The sequence below is a fragment of the Sediminivirga luteola genome (assembly GCF_014639315.1).
Classification (GTDB): domain Bacteria; phylum Actinomycetota; class Actinomycetes; order Actinomycetales; family Brevibacteriaceae; genus Sediminivirga; species Sediminivirga luteola.
Genome location: NZ_BMFY01000002.1, coordinates 129437 through 146732, shown reverse-complemented (window position 1 = coordinate 146732; position 17296 = coordinate 129437). Strand labels below are relative to the sequence as shown.

The 17296-nt window shown below is 67.3% G+C and carries 14 protein-coding genes; 10 read left to right on the top strand and 4 right to left on the bottom strand.

Annotated features, from left to right (window positions below):
• Positions 1-35: 35 nt before the first annotated feature.
• The 3 genes from IEW13_RS02435 to IEW13_RS02425 all read right to left on the bottom strand — a co-directional run bounded on the left by IEW13_RS02435 (position 36) and on the right by IEW13_RS02425 (position 3118).
• Positions 36-1145 carry an alcohol dehydrogenase catalytic domain-containing protein gene (locus tag IEW13_RS02435; protein ID WP_188549335.1) on the bottom strand — a complete coding sequence of 370 codons (1110 nt, stop codon included), beginning with the start codon at positions 1143-1145 and terminating at the stop codon, positions 36-38.
• Positions 1146-1172: 27 nt separating this feature from the next.
• A complete protein-coding gene (locus IEW13_RS02430) occupies positions 1173-1412 on the bottom strand; it encodes a hypothetical protein (protein ID WP_188549334.1) in 240 nt (79 codons plus the stop codon).
• Between the two features lie 236 nt (positions 1413-1648).
• Positions 1649-3118: a helix-turn-helix domain-containing protein gene (locus tag IEW13_RS02425; RefSeq protein WP_188549525.1), complete on the bottom strand. Its 1470-nt coding sequence runs from the start codon at positions 3116-3118 to the stop codon at positions 1649-1651.
• Between the two features lie 259 nt (positions 3119-3377).
• Between IEW13_RS02425 and aceA the strand changes: the two genes are divergently transcribed.
• The 5 genes from aceA to IEW13_RS17635 all read left to right on the top strand — a co-directional run bounded on the left by aceA (position 3378) and on the right by IEW13_RS17635 (position 10477).
• Complete coding sequence (gene aceA, locus IEW13_RS02420; RefSeq protein ID WP_188549333.1) at positions 3378-4667, top strand: isocitrate lyase; 1290 nt, start codon at positions 3378-3380, stop codon at positions 4665-4667.
• Positions 4668-5431: 764 nt separating this feature from the next.
• Positions 5432-5722 (top strand): hypothetical protein, encoded by a 291-nt coding sequence (locus tag IEW13_RS02415; protein ID WP_188549332.1) that lies wholly within the window; start codon positions 5432-5434, stop codon positions 5720-5722.
• Positions 5723-5776: 54 nt separating this feature from the next.
• Positions 5777-6223, top strand: a complete 447-nt coding sequence (locus IEW13_RS02410; protein WP_188549331.1) for a Dps family protein — start codon at positions 5777-5779, stop codon at positions 6221-6223.
• A gap of 323 nt (positions 6224-6546) precedes the next feature.
• On the top strand, positions 6547-9150 hold the full coding sequence (clpB, locus tag IEW13_RS02405; RefSeq protein ID WP_188549330.1) for an ATP-dependent chaperone ClpB: 2604 nt from the start codon (positions 6547-6549) through the stop codon (positions 9148-9150).
• A gap of 262 nt (positions 9151-9412) precedes the next feature.
• Positions 9413-10477 carry a septum formation family protein gene (locus tag IEW13_RS17635; RefSeq protein WP_188549329.1) on the top strand — a complete coding sequence of 355 codons (1065 nt, stop codon included), beginning with the start codon at positions 9413-9415 and terminating at the stop codon, positions 10475-10477.
• Between the two features lie 90 nt (positions 10478-10567).
• Here the strand turns inward: IEW13_RS17635 and IEW13_RS02395 are convergent, their stop codons facing one another.
• On the bottom strand, positions 10568-11584 hold the full coding sequence (locus IEW13_RS02395; protein ID WP_188549328.1) for a helix-turn-helix transcriptional regulator: 1017 nt from the start codon (positions 11582-11584) through the stop codon (positions 10568-10570).
• Positions 11585-12013: 429 nt separating this feature from the next.
• On the opposite strand from IEW13_RS02395, the gene IEW13_RS02390 reads away from it, so the two are divergent.
• From IEW13_RS02390 to IEW13_RS02370, 5 genes are all read left to right on the top strand, one after another.
• On the top strand, positions 12014-13642 hold the full coding sequence (locus IEW13_RS02390) for an ABC transporter substrate-binding protein (protein WP_188549327.1): 1629 nt from the start codon (positions 12014-12016) through the stop codon (positions 13640-13642).
• A gap of 6 nt (positions 13643-13648) precedes the next feature.
• On the top strand, positions 13649-14611 hold the full coding sequence (locus IEW13_RS02385) for an ABC transporter permease (protein WP_188549326.1): 963 nt from the start codon (positions 13649-13651) through the stop codon (positions 14609-14611).
• Positions 14608-15552 (top strand): ABC transporter permease, encoded by a 945-nt coding sequence (locus IEW13_RS02380; protein WP_188549325.1) that lies wholly within the window; start codon positions 14608-14610, stop codon positions 15550-15552. The genes IEW13_RS02385 and IEW13_RS02380 overlap by 4 nt, the downstream gene beginning before the upstream one ends.
• A gap of 85 nt (positions 15553-15637) precedes the next feature.
• Positions 15638-16489: an ABC transporter ATP-binding protein gene (locus IEW13_RS02375; RefSeq protein WP_188549324.1), complete on the top strand. Its 852-nt coding sequence runs from the start codon at positions 15638-15640 to the stop codon at positions 16487-16489.
• Positions 16486-17289 carry an ATP-binding cassette domain-containing protein gene (locus tag IEW13_RS02370; RefSeq protein WP_188549323.1) on the top strand — a complete coding sequence of 268 codons (804 nt, stop codon included), beginning with the start codon at positions 16486-16488 and terminating at the stop codon, positions 17287-17289. The genes IEW13_RS02375 and IEW13_RS02370 overlap by 4 nt, the downstream gene beginning before the upstream one ends.
• The last annotated feature ends 7 nt before the right edge of the window (positions 17290-17296 follow it).

The following is a 17296-nucleotide window of genomic DNA, read 5'->3' as shown; positions in this document are numbered from 1 at the left end:
GGCGACCGGTTGCGGGCGGAAAGGCTACGGAAATGCTACGGCCGGATGATCTGCCGCACCGCCTCGCCCCGGGCGAGGGTGTCCATCGCCTCGTTGATCTCTTCTAGGGGCATCTCCGCGGTGATGAGCTTCTCCACTGGCAGCCGGCCTTCGCGCCAGGCCTGCGCATAGCGCGGGATGTCCCGCTCCGGCACGCTGGAGCCCAGGTAGCAGCCGATGATCGTGCGTGCCTCGCCGGTGATCGTCGTCGGGCTGATCGCGGAGCGGGCATCGGGATGCGGCAGGCCGATGGTCACGGTCCTTCCACCGACGGCGGTGGCCTCGAACGCGGTCTCGAAGGCCTTCGGGTGGCCGGCGCACTCGATCACGACAGGTGCGCGGACGCCCTGCTCGGCCAGTTCCTGCGGCGTGTACGTCTGATGCGCTCCGAGTTCGCGTGCCCGCTGGAGCTTCTCCGGGTTGGCGTCCACGCCGATGACGCTGCCGCTGCCCTCGCTCAGGGCTACCAGCAGCGCTGCCATGCCGACCCCGCCGAGGCCGACGATCATGATGTCCTCTCCGGGACCGGGCTGGGCGGCGTTGATCACCGCGCCGCCGCCGGTCAGCACGGCGCAGCCGAGCACGGCCGCGGAGGCGGCGGGGACATCGGCGCTCACCGGGACGAGGGATTTGCGGTGCATCACGGCATGCGTCGCAAAGCAGGACACGCCGATGTGGTGGTAGACGGGGCGGTCGCCCTCGTGGATGCGGGTGGTGGTCCCCGCGCCGAGGAGGTAGCCGGCGTTGTTGCTCTCGGTGCCGGGAATGCACGGAAGCTTGCCGTCGGTGCGGCAGTGGGCGCATTCACCGCAGCGCGGCAGGAACACGGCGACCACTTGCTCGCCCGGCTCCAGGTCCGTCACGTTCCCGCCGGTGGCCTCGACGACGCCGGCTGCCTCGTGGCCGAGCAGCATGGGCGTAGGCCGGGGCCGGTTGCCGTCGATGACGGACAGATCGGAATGGCATACGCCGGCGGCGGTGATGCGCACCAGCACCTCGTCCGGGCCGGGATCGTCGAGCTGAAGCTCGGTGATCCGCAGCGGTCTCGATTCGGCGTAGGGCGCTTCGGCGCCCCGCTCGTCCAGGACTGCGCCGCGGATCAGCATGGTGCCACCTGGCCGGCGGTGCGGGGGTCACTCATCGTCGGCCTCCTGTGCGCGGAGCCATGCCAGGGCGGCCCAGGAACTGCCGCCGACGATCACACACAGGCCGGCGATGGTGGCGAAGACGCCGGGCTCGGCCAGGGCGTGAAGCGGAGTGTCATTCCCGACCACGGTCGCGACCACGCCCAGGACGGCGAGGATCGCGCCGACGGCGACCACACGGACGCTCGGCGTGGTGTCCGGGATGACGATCATGCTGCGTTGGATCATCGTCGATCACCTCCAGTGCGGTCATTGTAGACCCGCCCCACCTCGGCTGATAAGGGTTCAGCGATGTTCATCGGCGCGTTCTGCGACACAGAGACCGGCGGCAGCACGCCCAATGACAGAACGACACCCCACGCACCGGCGGCAGCATGACCCTTGTGACAGAACAGCACCCCGGGCACAACGGCAGCGCAGCGTTTCGCGGACTGTCTTGTTTCGCGGGCTGGGCCGACCGCCGCTCAGGCCGAGTGGCGTTCCAGGAACTCGTACACCTCGGTCGTGTCCACGCCGGGGAAGGCGCCCGGCGGCACGGCGGCCAGGAGCGAGGCGTGGGTCTTGGCCGCCGGCCAGGACGCCTGGGCCCAGCGCCCGGCCAGCTCGGCCGGAGCGGCTCGACAGCAGGTGCGCTCCGGGCACCGGGAAGTGGACCGGTGCGGGGTCTCCCGGCCCATGAACCACTTCACGTAGCCGAACGGCACTCCCATGCTCACGGAGAAGTCGCCGCTGCCGGGCAGGACGCGCGCGGTGCACCAGAACGTCCCGCCGGGGGTGTCGGTGTACTGGTAGTACGGGCTGAACCGGTCGCTGACCCCGAACACCGTCCGCGAGGTGAACCGCTTGCAGGCGTACTGGCCCTCCACCGAGCCAAGCGGATCGGTGGGGAAGGGCAGGCCGTCGTTCGAGTAGACCTTGTGGATGGTGCCGGAGGAGTGCACCTTCATGAAGTGCACCGGAATGCCCAGGTGCTCGGTGGCCAGATTCGTGAAACGGTGCGCGGCGGTCTCATAGGAGACGGCGAACCGGTCCCGCAGCTGCTCGATCGACAGCGCGCGCTCGGCCTTGGCGCTGCTGAGCAGGTGGACCGCCGCGGCCTGCGGCAGCAGCATGGCGGCGGCCAGATAGTTCGCCTCCACCCGCTGGGCCAGGAACTCGCGGTAGTCCTGCGGCGTCGCATGCCCCAGGACATGCGAGGCGAGGGCCTTGAGCACCACGGCCCGGGGGTCGGAACCCGGCGCGGATTCATTGCCCAGGTAGATCCTGCCGTTGCGCTGATCGGTCACCGAGCGGGTGGTCTTGGGCAGATCCGGCACATAATGCAGGCTGAAGCCCAGGCTCCTGGCGATCTCCGCCGTCTGCAGCTGTGAGAGTGGCCCGTCGGCGTACCCGATGCGGCCCAGCAGCTCCTCCGCCTGCGCCTCCAGATCCGCGGAGTAGTTGTGATCGCGGCTCATCTGATCGCGTAGCTCCCGGTTCGCCCGACGGGCCTCTTCCGGGGTCGCCGCGCGGCGCTCCAGGGCGCTGCGCAGCTGGCGCTGCAGGGCGACGATCGCGGCCAGCGCCTCATGCGAGAGTGCCTTGCTGCGCACGGTGGGAAGGCCCAGGGAGGAATAGAGGCTACCGGTCTGCGTGCGCTCAAGCTCCAGTTCGAGCGCCTGCCGCTCGTCCACGGGGGAGGGGTCGAGCAGTTCGCCGATCTCGGTCCCCAGCGCTTCGGCGATCCTGCGCAGCAGGGGCAGGCTCGGTTCGCGGCGTCCGTTCTCGATGGTGGACAGCTGGGAGGGGGCGGCGTCCACGCGGCCACCCAGCTGAGTGAGGGTCATCTCACGCTGCTGACGAAAATGACGGATCTTTCGGCCGATGCTGAGCGCATCGGTCTGCGGCTCCTGTGCCGGCTGGACTGGCCCGGTGCTGAGCAGGGCGCTGTTCATATGCGATCCGGCTTCGTCCGGCGCGAGTTCCGGCCAATGGATTCGCTGGTCAGAGTCGGGTGCGAGGGTCTCATCGACAGCCATCGGCGGGTCTCCCTCCCTATCGGGGTGATGTAGTCCCTCCAGCATGGCAAGGGGGAGTATTCACCTCAAGAGAATTTTCTCGATTCTTCACCCGGATTCCCTCTCCCCAGGCCCTTGCGTGCGAACCATGCTGGTAAGCACATCGAGCGATCGAACCGATGAAGAGGAGACAGCGATGAGCGAGACGACCGGAACGACCGACGCCACCAATGAGATCCGCGGCGACTGGGCGACCAGCCCTCGCTGGCAGGGCGTCACGCGCGACTACTCCGCCGACGACGTGGTCCGGCTGCGGGGGGCGGTGCAGGAAGAGCACACTCTCGCCCGGCGCGGAGCCGAGCGGCTGTGGCAGAAGCTGCACGACGAGGAGTTCATCAACGCCCTCGGGGCGCTCACCGGCAACCAGGCGGTACAGCAGGTGAAGGCCGGCCTGCAGGCCATCTACCTCTCCGGCTGGCAGGTCGCCGCCGATGCGAACCTGGCCGGTCATACCTATCCCGACCAGTCCATCTACCCGGCGAACTCGGTGCCGCAGGTCGTGCGCCGGATCAACAACGCGCTGCTGCGGGCGGACCAGATCGAGCACGCCGAGGGCATCCGCACGGTGGAGGACTGGCTGGTCCCCATCGTCGCCGATGCCGAGGCCGGCTTCGGCGGCCCGCTCAACGCCTACGAGCTCATGAAGGCGATGATCGCCGCAGGCGCCGCCGGCGTGCACTGGGAGGACCAGCTGGCCAGCGAGAAGAAGTGCGGTCACCTGGGCGGGAAGGTCCTGGTGCCGACTGCCCAGCACATCCGCACCCTCAACGCCGCGCGGCTGGCCGCCGACGTCGCCGGTGTACCCAGCGTCATCATCGCCCGCACCGACGCCGAGGCGGCCACGCTGATCACCGCCGATGTGGACGAGCGGGACCGGCAGTTCATCACCGGCGAGCGCACGGCGGAGGGCTACTACAAGGTGCGCAACGGCCTTGAGGCGTGCATCGCGCGCGGCAACGCCTACGCCCCCTACGCGGATCTGCTCTGGATGGAGACCGGCACACCGGATCTGGAGCTGGCGCGTGCCTTCGCCGAGGGCATCCACAAGGAGCATCCGGGACAGCTGCTGGCCTACAACTGCTCGCCGTCGTTCAACTGGAAGAAGCACCTGGACGACGCGACCATCGCGAAGTTCCAGCGCGAGCTGTCGGCCATGGGGTACAGGTTCCAGTTCATCACGCTGGCGGGCTTCCACGCCCTGAACTACTCCATGTTCGACCTGGCGCACGGCTACGCGCGGAACCAGATGTCCGCCTACGTGGACCTGCAGGAGCGCGAGTTCGCCGCCGAGGAGCGCGGCTACACCGCTACGCGCCATCAGCGGGAGGTCGGCACCGGGTACTTCGACCTGATCTCCACCGCGGTCAACCCGGACGCCTCCACTTTGGCGATGTCGGAGTCTACCGAGACCGCCCAGTTCCACTGATCGGGTGAGGACGCCGGAGCCGCACGCGGCACGGCCCGTCCTCCCGCGCCGGCCGCCGGACGCTGTGCGGCGCGGGCGGGCGGGTCTGGCGCCGGTCCCGGGGCTCGCATCCGATCAGGTGATTCCGTCGGCTGGTCCTGCCGCGGGTACTTCTCTCCTCCCGCTGCGGCATCGCTGACGGAAGACTCCCTCGTGGCGAGGGGGCGCATACGCGGCCGGCCCGTATCCCAGCACGGGCCGGCCGCTCCGCGTGCCCGAAGGACCCGAAGCCGGCCGGCGCCGGCGTGCCCTGGCCTGTCGCGCGCGGGTGCGGGCATGTGGTGAGCTTGTGGGTGAGCGGGGATCAGGCCCTGGCTGTCGCGCGCGGGTGCGGGACGGGAGCGCATCGCTGCCGCTGCGACGGTTCCGCCCGCCACGGTGAACGCAGCGACGCCGCGGTGGCTCTGCCGGCCGCGGCGGTCCGGCCACGGGAACATCCACGGCGCGTGTCTGGGGTGACTGCCGCGCAGGAATCCCGTCGCGGTTCCAAGATCCCCTGCCCATGGATTCCCGCTGCTCATAAGGGGTGGGATTCCGGAACCGCAGTGGTGTGTGCCCGCCAGACGTCCATGTCTGCGGTGCCGGCGCCCATCCTCCGGCATGCGCGTTCCCGCTCACCGGTTCTCACCGGTTCTCACCGTGCCGGCGGGCCGGGGCCGCTCTGTGCGGTGGATACCCGCCGCGATAGTGTGGCAGTACAGTGCCACTGACATTGAGGAGTGAGCATGCCTGACAAGCCCGAGCAGACCGAGCAGCCGATGGATCAGAACAGCGGGGAGAGCCGCGAGCCGCGTTCGAAGCTCGACGCCCTCAACGACAAGGTGTCCAAAGTGCTCGGCCCGGCGGACATCGAATCCGCGGGCAAGGGCCCGCACCCCGATTCCCGCTCCGAGGAGGAGTTCTCGGAGGCGCACGGCGTGGAGGTCCGTCGCGAGGGCGGCCAGACCTATGCCGTCCCGCGGGAGGGAAAGGACGCCGACGGCAGGGACGAGAGCGATGAGGACGTCGCGGACTGACTCGCGCTTCCTTTCCCATGAACCGTTCGCCCATCACTCAAGGAGGAATGCGAAATGCCCGCAGCCAGTGAGACCCTTTCGGCGAATCTGCAACGTGTCCTGGTGAACCTCGTCGACCTGCAGCTCCTGGGCAAGCAGGCGCACTGGAACATCACCGGGAAGAACTTCCGCGACATCCACCTGCAGCTGGACGAGATCATCGAGCTGGCGCGCAGCCACGGCGACCTGATCGCCGAGCGTCTGCGTGCCCTGGAGGCCGAGCCAGACGGCCGCGCCGCGACTGTTTCCCGTGACTCCGATCTGCCCGACTACCCGGACGGCCTGGTGGACGTTGGCAAGACGGTGGCACTGGTCGTCGAAGCTCTCGACGCCGCGGCCGGTTCCGTCCGCTCCATCCGTGATCAGGTGGACGAGGAAGACCCCGCGACCACCGATCTTCTGCACGCCATCATCCTCGACCTGGAGAAGCAGCGGTGGATGCTCTCGATGGAAGCCGTCTGAGCTGGACCGATCCCGCCTGAGCGGTGCTCGCGTCGGCCGTGAACTGAAGCGCCGCCCGCTCACAGGCAAGGCCGGGTGCGACCCTGAGGGGTTCGCACCCGGCCTTTGTCGTCCCTGCGGTTTCCGCTTCCCATTGCCCTACCGCTTCGATGCTTCGGTGCCCGGCTCCCGTACCACGGCGACGGGCTCCCCGCCGTCCGCCGGCACTCGCCTATGCGGACTGCGGATCTGAATTGAGCGGAATAGACTCAACTTAAATGCTGTTGGCACGATCAGAGACGTCGAGGCATGTCATCAGGCATATCGAGTACGAGGAGTCGCATATGGCACCGCAGTTCACCACCAAATCCCAGGAGGCGCTCGCCTCCGCCATCCAGGACGCCACCACGCGCGGGAACAGCCAGGTCGAGCCGGGACACATCGTCGCCGGTCTGCTCGCGCAGCCGGACGGCATCGGCCCCGCCCTCCTGGAGCAGACCGGGACGGACGTCGCCGCGCTGAGGAAGGACATCGACGGCCAGCTCGCCGCGCTGCCCAGCGTGTCGGGCCAGACGGTCGCGCAGCCGAGCCTGTCCCGGAACGCGCTGCAACTGATCAACTCCGCCAACGAGGAGATGAGCGCACTCGGCGATCAGTACATCTCCGCTGAGCATCTGCTGCTGGCCGCCGCCGGCGCCGATGACGCCCTGGGCCGGCTGCTGCAGCGCCGCGGAGCCACCCGTAAAGTCCTCGAAGAGGCGCTGCCCGCCGTCCGGGGCCAGGCGAAGGTCACCAGCCCGGATCCGGAAGGCAGCTACAACGCGTTGGAGAAGTACGGCCAGGACCTCACCGCTGCCGCGCGGGAGGGCAAGCTCGACCCGGTCATCGGACGCGACTCCGAGATCCGGCGGGTGGTGCAGGTGCTCTCCCGCCGCACCAAGAACAACCCGGTGCTGATTGGCGAGCCCGGCGTCGGCAAGACCGCCGTCGTGGAGGGCCTGGCCCAGCGGATCGTGGCCGGCGACGTGCCGGAGTCACTGCGGCAGAAGACGCTCATCAGCCTGGACCTGGCCGCGATGGTCGCCGGCGCGAAATACCGCGGCGAGTTCGAGGAGCGGCTCAAAGCGGTGCTGGAGGAGATCAAGGCCTCCGACGGCCAGGTGATCACCTTCATCGACGAGCTGCACACCGTCGTCGGCGCCGGTGCCGGCGGCGAGGGCGCCATGGACGCCGGGAACATGCTCAAGCCCATGCTGGCCCGCGGCGAGCTTCGCATGGTCGGCGCCACGACTCTGGACGAGTACCGCGAGCACATCGAGAAGGACCCCGCCCTGGAGCGGCGCTTCCAGCAGGTGTTCGTGGGCGAGCCCAGCGTGGAGGACACCATCGCGATCCTGCGCGGCTTGAAGGAACGCTACGAGGCCCACCACAAGGTGACCATCTCCGACGCCGCGCTGGTGGCGGCCGCGTCTCTGTCCGACCGGTACATCTCCGGGCGGCAGTTGCCGGACAAGGCGATCGACCTGGTCGACGAGTCGGCCTCCCGGCTGCGGATGGAGATCGACTCCGCGCCGGTGGAGATCGACGAGCTCCGCCGTGCCGTGGACCGGCTGAAGATGGAGGAGCTGGCGCTGTCCAAGGAGTCCGACCCGGCCTCTCAGGAGCGCCTGGCCGCGCTGCGCAAGGATCTGGCCGACCGGCAGGAGGAGCTCTCCGCCCTGACCGCCCGCTGGGAGCGTGAGCGCGCCGGGCTGAACCGGCTCGGTGAGCTGAAGCAGAAGCTCGACGACCTGCGCAACCAGGCTGAGATCGCCCGGCGCGAGACGGACCTGGAGACCGCCTCGCGCTTGCTCTACGGCGAGATCCCCGCGATCGAGAAGGAGATCGCCGAGGCCGAGGCCGCCGAGAACACCGACGCCGGCAGCGGGGAGTCGCGGGCCATGGTGGCCGACCAGGTCGGTCCCGACGACATTGCCGAGGTCGTCTCGTCCTGGACCGGCATCCCCGCCGGCCGGCTGCTGCAGGGAGAGATGGAGAAGCTGCTGCACGCGGAGGAGGTGCTGGGCCGCCGGCTGATCGGTCAGCACCGGGCGGTGGCCGCCGTCGCCGATGCGATCCGGCGCTCGCGTGCCGGCATCGCCGATCCGGACCGGCCCACCGGCTCGTTCCTGTTCCTGGGTCCCACCGGCGTGGGTAAGACGGAGCTGGCGAAGTCGCTGGCGGACTTCCTCTTCGACGACGAACGTGCCCTGGTGCGGATCGATATGAGCGAATACGGGGAGAAGCACTCGGTGGCCCGCCTGGTGGGCGCCCCTCCGGGGTACGTCGGCTACGAGGAGGGCGGCCAGCTGACCGAGGCGGTGCGCCGCAGGCCCTATTCGGTGGTCCTGCTGGACGAGGTGGAGAAGGCTCACGCCGATGTCTTCGACATTCTGCTGCAGGTGCTCGATGACGGCCGGCTCACCGACGGCCAGGGCCGCACGGTGGACTTCCGGAACACCATCCTGATCCTCACCTCGAACCTGGGATCGCAGTTCCTGGTGGATCAGAGCCTCCCGGAGGCGGAGCAGCGCGAAGCCGTCATGAAGGTGGTCAACGCGACCTTCAAGCCGGAGTTCCTCAACCGGCTGGATGACATCGTCGTCTTCGACGCGCTGAGCATGGACGAGCTCAGCCGCATCGTGAAGCTGCAGATCGACGGGCTGGCGGAACGGCTGCGTGCCCGGCGGCTCAGCCTGGAGGTCACGCCCGCCGCCGCGGAGTGGCTGGCGCTGGAGGGGTACGACCCCGCCTACGGTGCCCGTCCGCTGCGCCGGCTGGTGCAGCGGAACATCGGCGACCAGCTGGCGAAGAAGCTGCTCTCGGGTGAGATCGCCGATGGTGACACCGTCCGGGTTGACCGCGGAGAGGATCTCTCCCAGGAGGGATTGACGGTCACCCGCGCCTGATGACGGCCACCCGCGCCTGATGACGGTCATCGGTGCCTGAGGCGCGAACGTCCGATCGCCGGGCCGTCCGCCAGCACGGCGGGCGGCCCGGCGTCACGTCGGCCCGGCGGTGCCGTCCCGGCCTCGTCCCGGCGAGGTCCGGTGCCGGCGCACCCGGCGGGAGCAGCCTGTTCCAGCGCAGCTGCGGCCGGTGATGTGACAGCTTGGACATACCCCCGCTGGTCACCGCCGGCGCCGCGCGGCCGTGCCGTAGGCTGAGGGCATGTCGTATCCACACGACCCCTACGGCCGCCCTCAACCGCCTCGTGTCGAAGGCGGTGCCGGCCAGCCGTACGGCGGGCAGCAGCACGGGAACCCCGGTGGGACATCCGCCTCCTCACATGGGCCGGCCGGAGGGCAGCAGCCTCCCCACGGCCAGCCCGGTCCCTACGGTCCCAGTGGCCCGAGCAACGCTCCGTACGGCCAGAACTCCCCCTACCCCCATCCCCAGCAGCCCGGCCAGGCCCCGCCGGGCGCCGGGTATCCCCCGCAGGGGGCCGATCCCTATGGCGCGGCTCCCACCCGCGCCTACCCGGCGCAGCCCGGATACTCCCAGAGCGCCCCGGGACAGCCTGGCGGGCAGGGATACCCGGGCCAGGCCGGCGGGCCCGGTTACCCGGGCGGCCCGGGTTATCCGGGTGGTCCGGGTTACCCGGGCGGCCCCGGTTACCCGGGCGGCCAGGAACCCCGGAAAAGCAAAACCGGCATCATCGCCGGGTCGATCATCGGCGGCGTCGCCGTGCTGGTGATCATCGGCCTGGTGCTGTTCTTCGCCCTGCGTCCTTCCGATCCGGAGCCCGTGGCCGAGAGCACCGCGACCGCCACGGAACAGCAGGAACAGCAGAACCAGGAGACCGAGGCCACGGAGGGCACGGCACCGCCGAGTCCCTCCCCCGCGGAGACCGAGGAATCCCGGCGCGATACCGATGGCTTCGCCCATGTGAACGTGGGCGACTGCATCATGGAGCCCCGCCCGGGCGTCGACTCCTCGGTGGAGGTCGTCGAATGCGATGCCCCGCACTGGGGTCAGGTCTTCTACCAGCACGAGATGGGCGAGAACAGCTACCCGGGCGAGGACGGCGTCACGAGCGTGGCCGAGACCGAGTGCAACAGCCGCACGAGCGCAGTTGACGGCAGCCGGGCGAGCGTCGACCCGGAGTCCCTTCAGCTGTACTTCTTCGGCCCCACCCAGCTGTCCTGGGACCTGCAGGACGACCGCACGATCCATTGCATGGTCATCGCCGAGGGCGGTTCCCTGTTCCAGGGCGATCTGATGCAGCGTTCCTGAAGGCACGAGGCTCAGGACAGTGGTCGCGGCCCTGTGCCAATCTCAGTCGTGCTCTGGTGGTGCAGGGCGGCCCGTTAGGCTTAGGGGGCCTCACGAATGGAGCGCGGCGGCTATGTCGTCGCGGCCTAGTAGTCGGTGATCCAGCAGATAGATGCCCTCGATCATCGCCTGGCGGGTGATGGCGCTGCGGTTGGCAACGCCGAGCTTGAGCAGGATGTGCTCGATGTGCTTGGAGACGGTGCGGGGGCTAGTGAACAGGCGCGCACCGATGTCATTGTTGTTCAGCCCTTCGACGATCCCGGTCACCACCTCGGCCTGGCGCCGGGACAGGCCTGAGGGCAGCGGCGTCTGACGCCAGGACACGTAGAAACCTCCGTCGGTGTGTCGGGCACGGTCGACGCGCACGCGCAACGGCAGGCGTGCGTCCTCAGGCCACAGAGCAAACCGGTTCACAGGGCCACGAGCAGGCCAGGTCTGCCGTATCACCGCGCAGATCGCTTCCGTAATTGGACGGGACTTTTCTGGCTCGAAGCTGAGTATCTCCAGCCGGGTGTCGAGCAGGATCCCGCCGTCGGCGTCACCCGTGGTACGGCGAGCCCGCGTCCGGTAGAGGAACTCCCCGAGGACGGGGGCGAGCGCAGAGAGCGCCTCCTTCTCCTCGCCACCCGGCGGGCGCGGTGCATCAGTGTTCCCGGTGACCATGCCCACATACCGATCGTGGTGGAACAGCGGAAGATAGATTCCCTCCCGGTATCCCAGCGGCACGATGAACTGCTGATAGAGGCTGGAATCGCGTCGGTCCACCGCGTGGTCGGTGTCCGCCCAGCCTTTCGGCCGTTTGTCCTGGTGGAGAACGGGCCAGCACAGGTCCTCAAGGAACACCTCCCCATTGAGAGCCTCCAGCAGCCGGGGCGGGAAACTCTCCGCGTGCAGCGGCTCGTGCCGCCCCTTTTCAGGATCCCACTCGGCGATCTCCAATGACGGGTAGGAGACGAAACGATTGAGCTCGGTTAGCGCGGCGCGCGCCGCGTAGCTCGTGGGCAGCGAGTCGCCCTGAAGGACGCTGACGGTTTTCACCGTGGCGTCGAAGATCGTCTTGGTTTTCATGGCCGCATCACCGTTGGGTCGTGAGGTTCGGGACGAGTTGCACCGGTTCTGGGGAAGGCGTGAGTACTCTGCTCCTTTTCCAGACGGACGCCTGAGGGATTCTTGCCAGCGTGTTCCTGGCAGGCTGACGGCCAGCCGTCCCTTCCAGTGTGTCGCCTGCAGTGTTGCGTGGGGGTAAAACCGCAATGTGCGGTGTGTAAACGGGTGCCGGCCAGCCATATTTCGCGCAGGTAAAAAATCGCCGTCAGACCTTGGAAAAGCGGGGAATACGTCACTTGACGTATTCCCCGCTCGTCACCCGCTTCCTAGGCTCGTCAATCACCAGAGCGCACGATTGGCGCGGTGCTGAGCCGGTGACCTCCCGGTGTCCAGGCCTCGCGCTCGACGTATTGGCAATCGCCATCGGACACAGGAGAGGACGGCGAACTCATGGCGCCAGGATTGAACGTCACTGGCCGGAGGGCAACGCTCAGTGCGCTGGCCGGGGTGCTCACCGCAGTGTTCGCGCTGAGTGCCTGCGGAGCGAACAGCGCCCAGGGCGACGCGGATGAGGTGCTCATCATCGGGATCGAATCCGAGGCGGACGTGCTCGACCCGCAGGTTGCCGGTGGGTGGGTGACCTGGCGGATCAATTCACAGATGTACGAGCCGCTGGTGACCCACGATCTGCGCACGCCGTCGGAAGAAGCGCCTGTGCCGGAACTGAAGCCCGGACTCGCGGAATCGTGGGAGGTGTCCGAGGACGGAAAGGAATACACCTTCAACATCCGTCAGGGCGTGACATTCCACGATGGAACGGACCTTAACGCCGAAGCCGTGGAATACAACATCAGAAGGATGTGGGACGAGGACTCACCTCAGTACAGCGCCGCCGCGGCAGGCCAGACGAACTTCGTGTGGCAGTTCGTTGAGGACGTCACCGCCACTGACGAGTACACCGTGGTCGTACGCATGAGCCAGCCCTTCTCGCCCTTCCTGCGCATGCTGGCCCAAGGAGGCAACGGATCGACCGGAATCATCAGTCCGGCGGCGCTGGAAGAACACGGCGAAGACATTGCCGAGCACCCGGCCGGAACCGGTCCGTTCAGGTTCGATGATCGGGTGCGCGGGGAGCGGATCAGCTTGGTCCGCAACAACGATTACTGGGGTGAGGCCCCGGCGCTGGACGGGGTGATCTTCCGGCCCATTCCAGACCCGGCGGGACGGACCTCAGCCCTGCGTAACGGGGAAGTCGATGTGATCGCGGTGCCCTCGCCGGACAGTGTTCAGGCGCTCGTGGACGAGGGCTACCAGCTTTCCGACGGGCAGCCGCCGCACGTGTGGTACCTGTCCTTCAACATGCGTGACGAGTACATGAGCATTCCCGAGGTGCGGCAGGCAATCAACCTTGCCATCGACCGTGAAGGCATATCCGACAATCTCCTCCAGGGCACGACTGAGCCGGCCTACGACATCCAAGCGCCGGCGAACGACGCCTATGTCGAAAGGGCCGACGCCTATGGCCGGGACCTGGACAGGGCTCGTGAGTTACTTGCCGAAGCCGGCTTCGAAGATGGCTTCACGACCTCGCTGATGACGTCCGTAGACGGGTCCGGTCAGATCGTTCCGGCTCCCATGGCGGAGTTCATCCAGCAGAATCTCGCTGAGATCGGGATTACGGTCGAGATCGAGACGATGGAATGGATCTCGTACCTGGGTCGCTGGGCGGAAGGCGCCGGCGACGTGGGAATGATGCAGATGTCGTGGGGCATGGATACGCCCTACTGGCTGTACATCGTGACCTCCAGCGACATGATCGCCCCATCCGGCCCCAACGTTGGCTACTACAGCAATCCTGAGCTGGACGAAGTGATGGACAAAGCGATCACCGCGGCCACGGAGGACGAAGCGACAGAGTACTGGCAGCGGGCCAACGAGATTGCCACCGACGATGCCGCGCTGGCTCCCATCGTCAATGACCGGGCCCCCTACATCCTCGCTCCGGGGGTGGAGGGCTGGGTCTCGGCGAGCCAGGAATGGTACGACCTGACCGGCGTCACCGTGAACCCGGAGGGATGAGCACACATGATCGCGATGATAGGGCGTCGCGTGATGTCGACGCTGATGGTTCTCTTCGGGGTGAGCCTGGTCATCTTCCTCCTGCTCCAGCTCGTCCCGGGAGATCCTGCTCGTACGATCCTGGGCGCTGGAGCAACAGAGGACGCGGTCGCGGCGGTCCGAGCCGAACTTGGCCTGGATCAGCCGCTCCCGGTTCAGTTCCTCGGATACCTTCAGGGACTGATTACCGGGGATCTAGGACGCTCGTTGACGATCAACCAGCCGGTCACTGAGATTATTATCCCGCGCTTCCAGAACACTATGGTGCTCTCCGCTGCAGCGCTGGTGATCTGCGTCGTGGTCGGCATCCCGCTAGGGATCCTCGCCGCACGCCGGCAGTATGGGATCTTCGATCGGATCGCGATGTTCACCTCCCTCGCCGGGGCCAGCGTTCCGGTGTACTGGCTGGGGCTGATGCTGATCGGCGTGTTCGCGCTGAATCTTGGCTGGTTCCCCACCTCCGGGATGTCCAATCCACGCAACCCAGAGGGCGGCTTTGGCGATCTGCTCAGCCATCTGGTCTTGCCGGCCTTCGCTGCTGCGTTGGTGCCCCTGGCGGTGATTGCCCGGATGACCCGATCGGTCATGGTCGACACCATGGAGCAGGACTACATACGCACGCTCCGTGCCGCGGGGGTTCCCGAGCGTTCCATCATCTGGAAGCACTGCCTGCGCAATGCGATGCCCCCGATCGTCACGGTTGTCGGGCTTCAGATCGGGTACCTGCTCGGCGGAGTCATCTTCGTCGAGGTCGTCTTCTCCTGGCCAGGCCTGGGATATCAGCTCTACACCGCTATCACCCAGAACGACATGCCGCTGGTGCAAGCCGGTGTGCTGTTCATCGCCCTGGTCTTCGTGTTGGTGAACCTGCTGGCGGACACCACGGTGGGGCTTCTGGACCCGCGTACCCGAAGGAAGGTGACAGCATGAACACGGTAGTGGAGGTCTCCTCGACCCCCGGTCAGGTCTCCGTCGACCCGCGTTTCGGGGCGTCGTCCAGAAAAGCGAAGGCCGGTAGACGCCCATCGCGTCTGATCCTGGGCTTGCGGGCGTTCGGCCGGGACAAGATGGCTGTGGCCGCTGCAGCGGTTCTGATCATCGTGGTCGCCGCGGCGGCGCTGGCCCCCGTCCTGAGCCCGTACGATCCAGTCGTCGGAGATTCCGCCCGGCGGCTGGAAGGCATCGGCAGCGAAGGTCACCCGCTGGGGCTCGACGGTCAGGGCCGCGACATCCTCTCCCGGCTGATCTGGGGGGCGCGCTATTCCCTGACGGTCGCCATCGTGCCGGTGCTGGCGGTGCTTCCGATCGCGCTGCTGATCGGGCTCTTCGCCGGCTATGTGCAGGGCCGTGTCGGCGGAGTCTTAATGCGCGTGCTGGACGTGTTGTTCGCCTTTCCGCTGGTGCTACTGGCAATCGCGCTGGCTGCCGTCCTGGGGGCCGGTCTAGGGAACGTGATGCTCGCGATCGGCATCAGCCTGGTCCCTTATATGGCGCGCGTTGCGTACACCTCCACGGTGCAGGAGTCCTCGCGCGAGTATGTGGAGGCCGCGCGCGCCGGTGGTGCCCGCACCGGCGAGATTCTCCTGAAAGAGCTTCTGCCCAATGTGGTCTCCCCGCTGCTGGTGTACGCCACCACCCTGTGCGGGCTGATGGTCGTTCTCGCCGCAGGCCTGAGCTTCCTGGGTGTGGGCATCGTTCCGCCCACCCCGGACTGGGGGATCATGACCGCGGATGGCTCCAGCGTGCTGCTGGAGGGACGTGCCCATGTGGCGACGATCCCCGGCCTGGCCATCCTCGTGGTGGCGCTGGCGTTCAATCTGCTCGGAGATGGCCTGCGCGACGCCCTTGACCCGCGCAAGCAGACCACATGAAGGGCCCTGACTGGCTCGGTCGCCGCTGTCATGCAGGCCGCTGAACCCGCGGAATCCACACGAATGGTGATGAAAGAGGAACGCCATGCTTGAGATCAAGAACCTGAGTGTCGAGTTTCACACCGACGGGGGCGTCGTTCATGCCGTCCGGCACGTCGATCTGACGATGGGTGAAGGAGAGATCCGAGGTCTTGTCGGCGAATCCGGCTCCGGGAAATCCGTCACCGCGATGACCATCTTGGGCTTGCTCGGAACCCGCCGTGCCCGGATCTCCTCCGGGCAGATCCTCGTGAACGGCCGCAACCTCCTGGAACTCTCACCGGCGGAACTGGCAAAGGTCCGAGGCCGCCAGCTCGGGCTGGTCTCCCAGAACGCGCTGAGTGCGCTGGATCCCTCCTTCACCATCGGCTCACAACTGATGGAAGTGATCATGTGGCACCGGAAGCTCTCTCGGTCCGAGGCCAGGAAAGAAGCACTGGAGGCGCTGAGAACGGTTTCCATGCCGGACCCGGAACACAAGCTGCGTGCCTATCAGCACCAGCTTTCCGGTGGGCAGCGGCAGCGTGTGGTGATCGCGATGGCATTGGCTGCGCGTCCGCAGATCCTGCTGGCCGATGAACCCACCACGGCACTGGACGCGACCGTGCAGAAGCAGATCTTAGACCTGTTGTTGCAGATCAACCAGGAGTTCGGCACGGCCATTCTCATGGTGACGCACGACTTCGGCGTGGTCGCGCATATGTGCCACACGGTGACGGTGATGCGCCGGGGCGAGGTGCTCGAAGAGGGCACGGCGAAGCATGTCCTAGAATCCCCCACGCATCCGTACACGCAAGCGCTGATCGCGGCGGTCCCGCGGCTCCATGCGCATGACCAGGCTGCAGCCGTCCCGCGTGCCGAGCGTCGGTTGCATGTATTCCAGGAGGCTGCGCTGTGAACCGTGATGACGTGTTGCTGGAGGTCACCGATCTGCGGAAAGTCTTCTCCGTCCCGTCCGGGTGGGGGAAGAGGAACCGCGAGGTGACCGCTGTGGACGGGATCTCGTTCCGGGTCCGGCGGGGGGAGACTTGGGGGCTGATCGGAGAGTCAGGATCGGGGAAGACCACTACCGGGCGGATGATCCTCGGCTTGGAGACGCCGACCTCGGGAAGTATCCGCTTTAACGGTGAGGAACTCACCGGCGTGAGCCGGGAACGACTACGTCAGCTGCGTCAGAAGATCCAGGTGGTGTTCCAGGACTCCGGTTCCGCGTTCAACCCCCGTCTGCCGGTCGGGGCACAGGTCGGTGCGCCATTGCGCAGGTTCGGTCTGTGCACCGGCGCCGAGGCGAAGGACAAAGCCGTGGATTTGATGGAGAAGGTGGGGCTGGAGTCCAGTCATTACGACCGGTACATCCACGAGTTCTCTGGTGGGCAACGGCAACGGCTCGGAATTGCCCGGGCGCTGACTACCGATCCGGAGTTCCTCGTCCTGGATGAGCCTACAGCCGCGCTGGACGTCTCGGTTCAGGCGCAGGTGCTGAATCTGCTCAAGGATCTCCAGGACGAACGCGGCTTGACCATGCTGCTCATCACGCACCATCTCGCGCTGGTCGAGCACATGTGCGACAGCGCCGGGGTGCTCCATCATGGCAGCTTCGCCGAGCAGGGCCCGGTGGACGTCCTGCTGCGCACTCCCGAATCCGCAATCACCAGCGCGCTGCTCGAAGCAGTGCTCGAACCCCAGGCGGCGTCATGACCTGGAA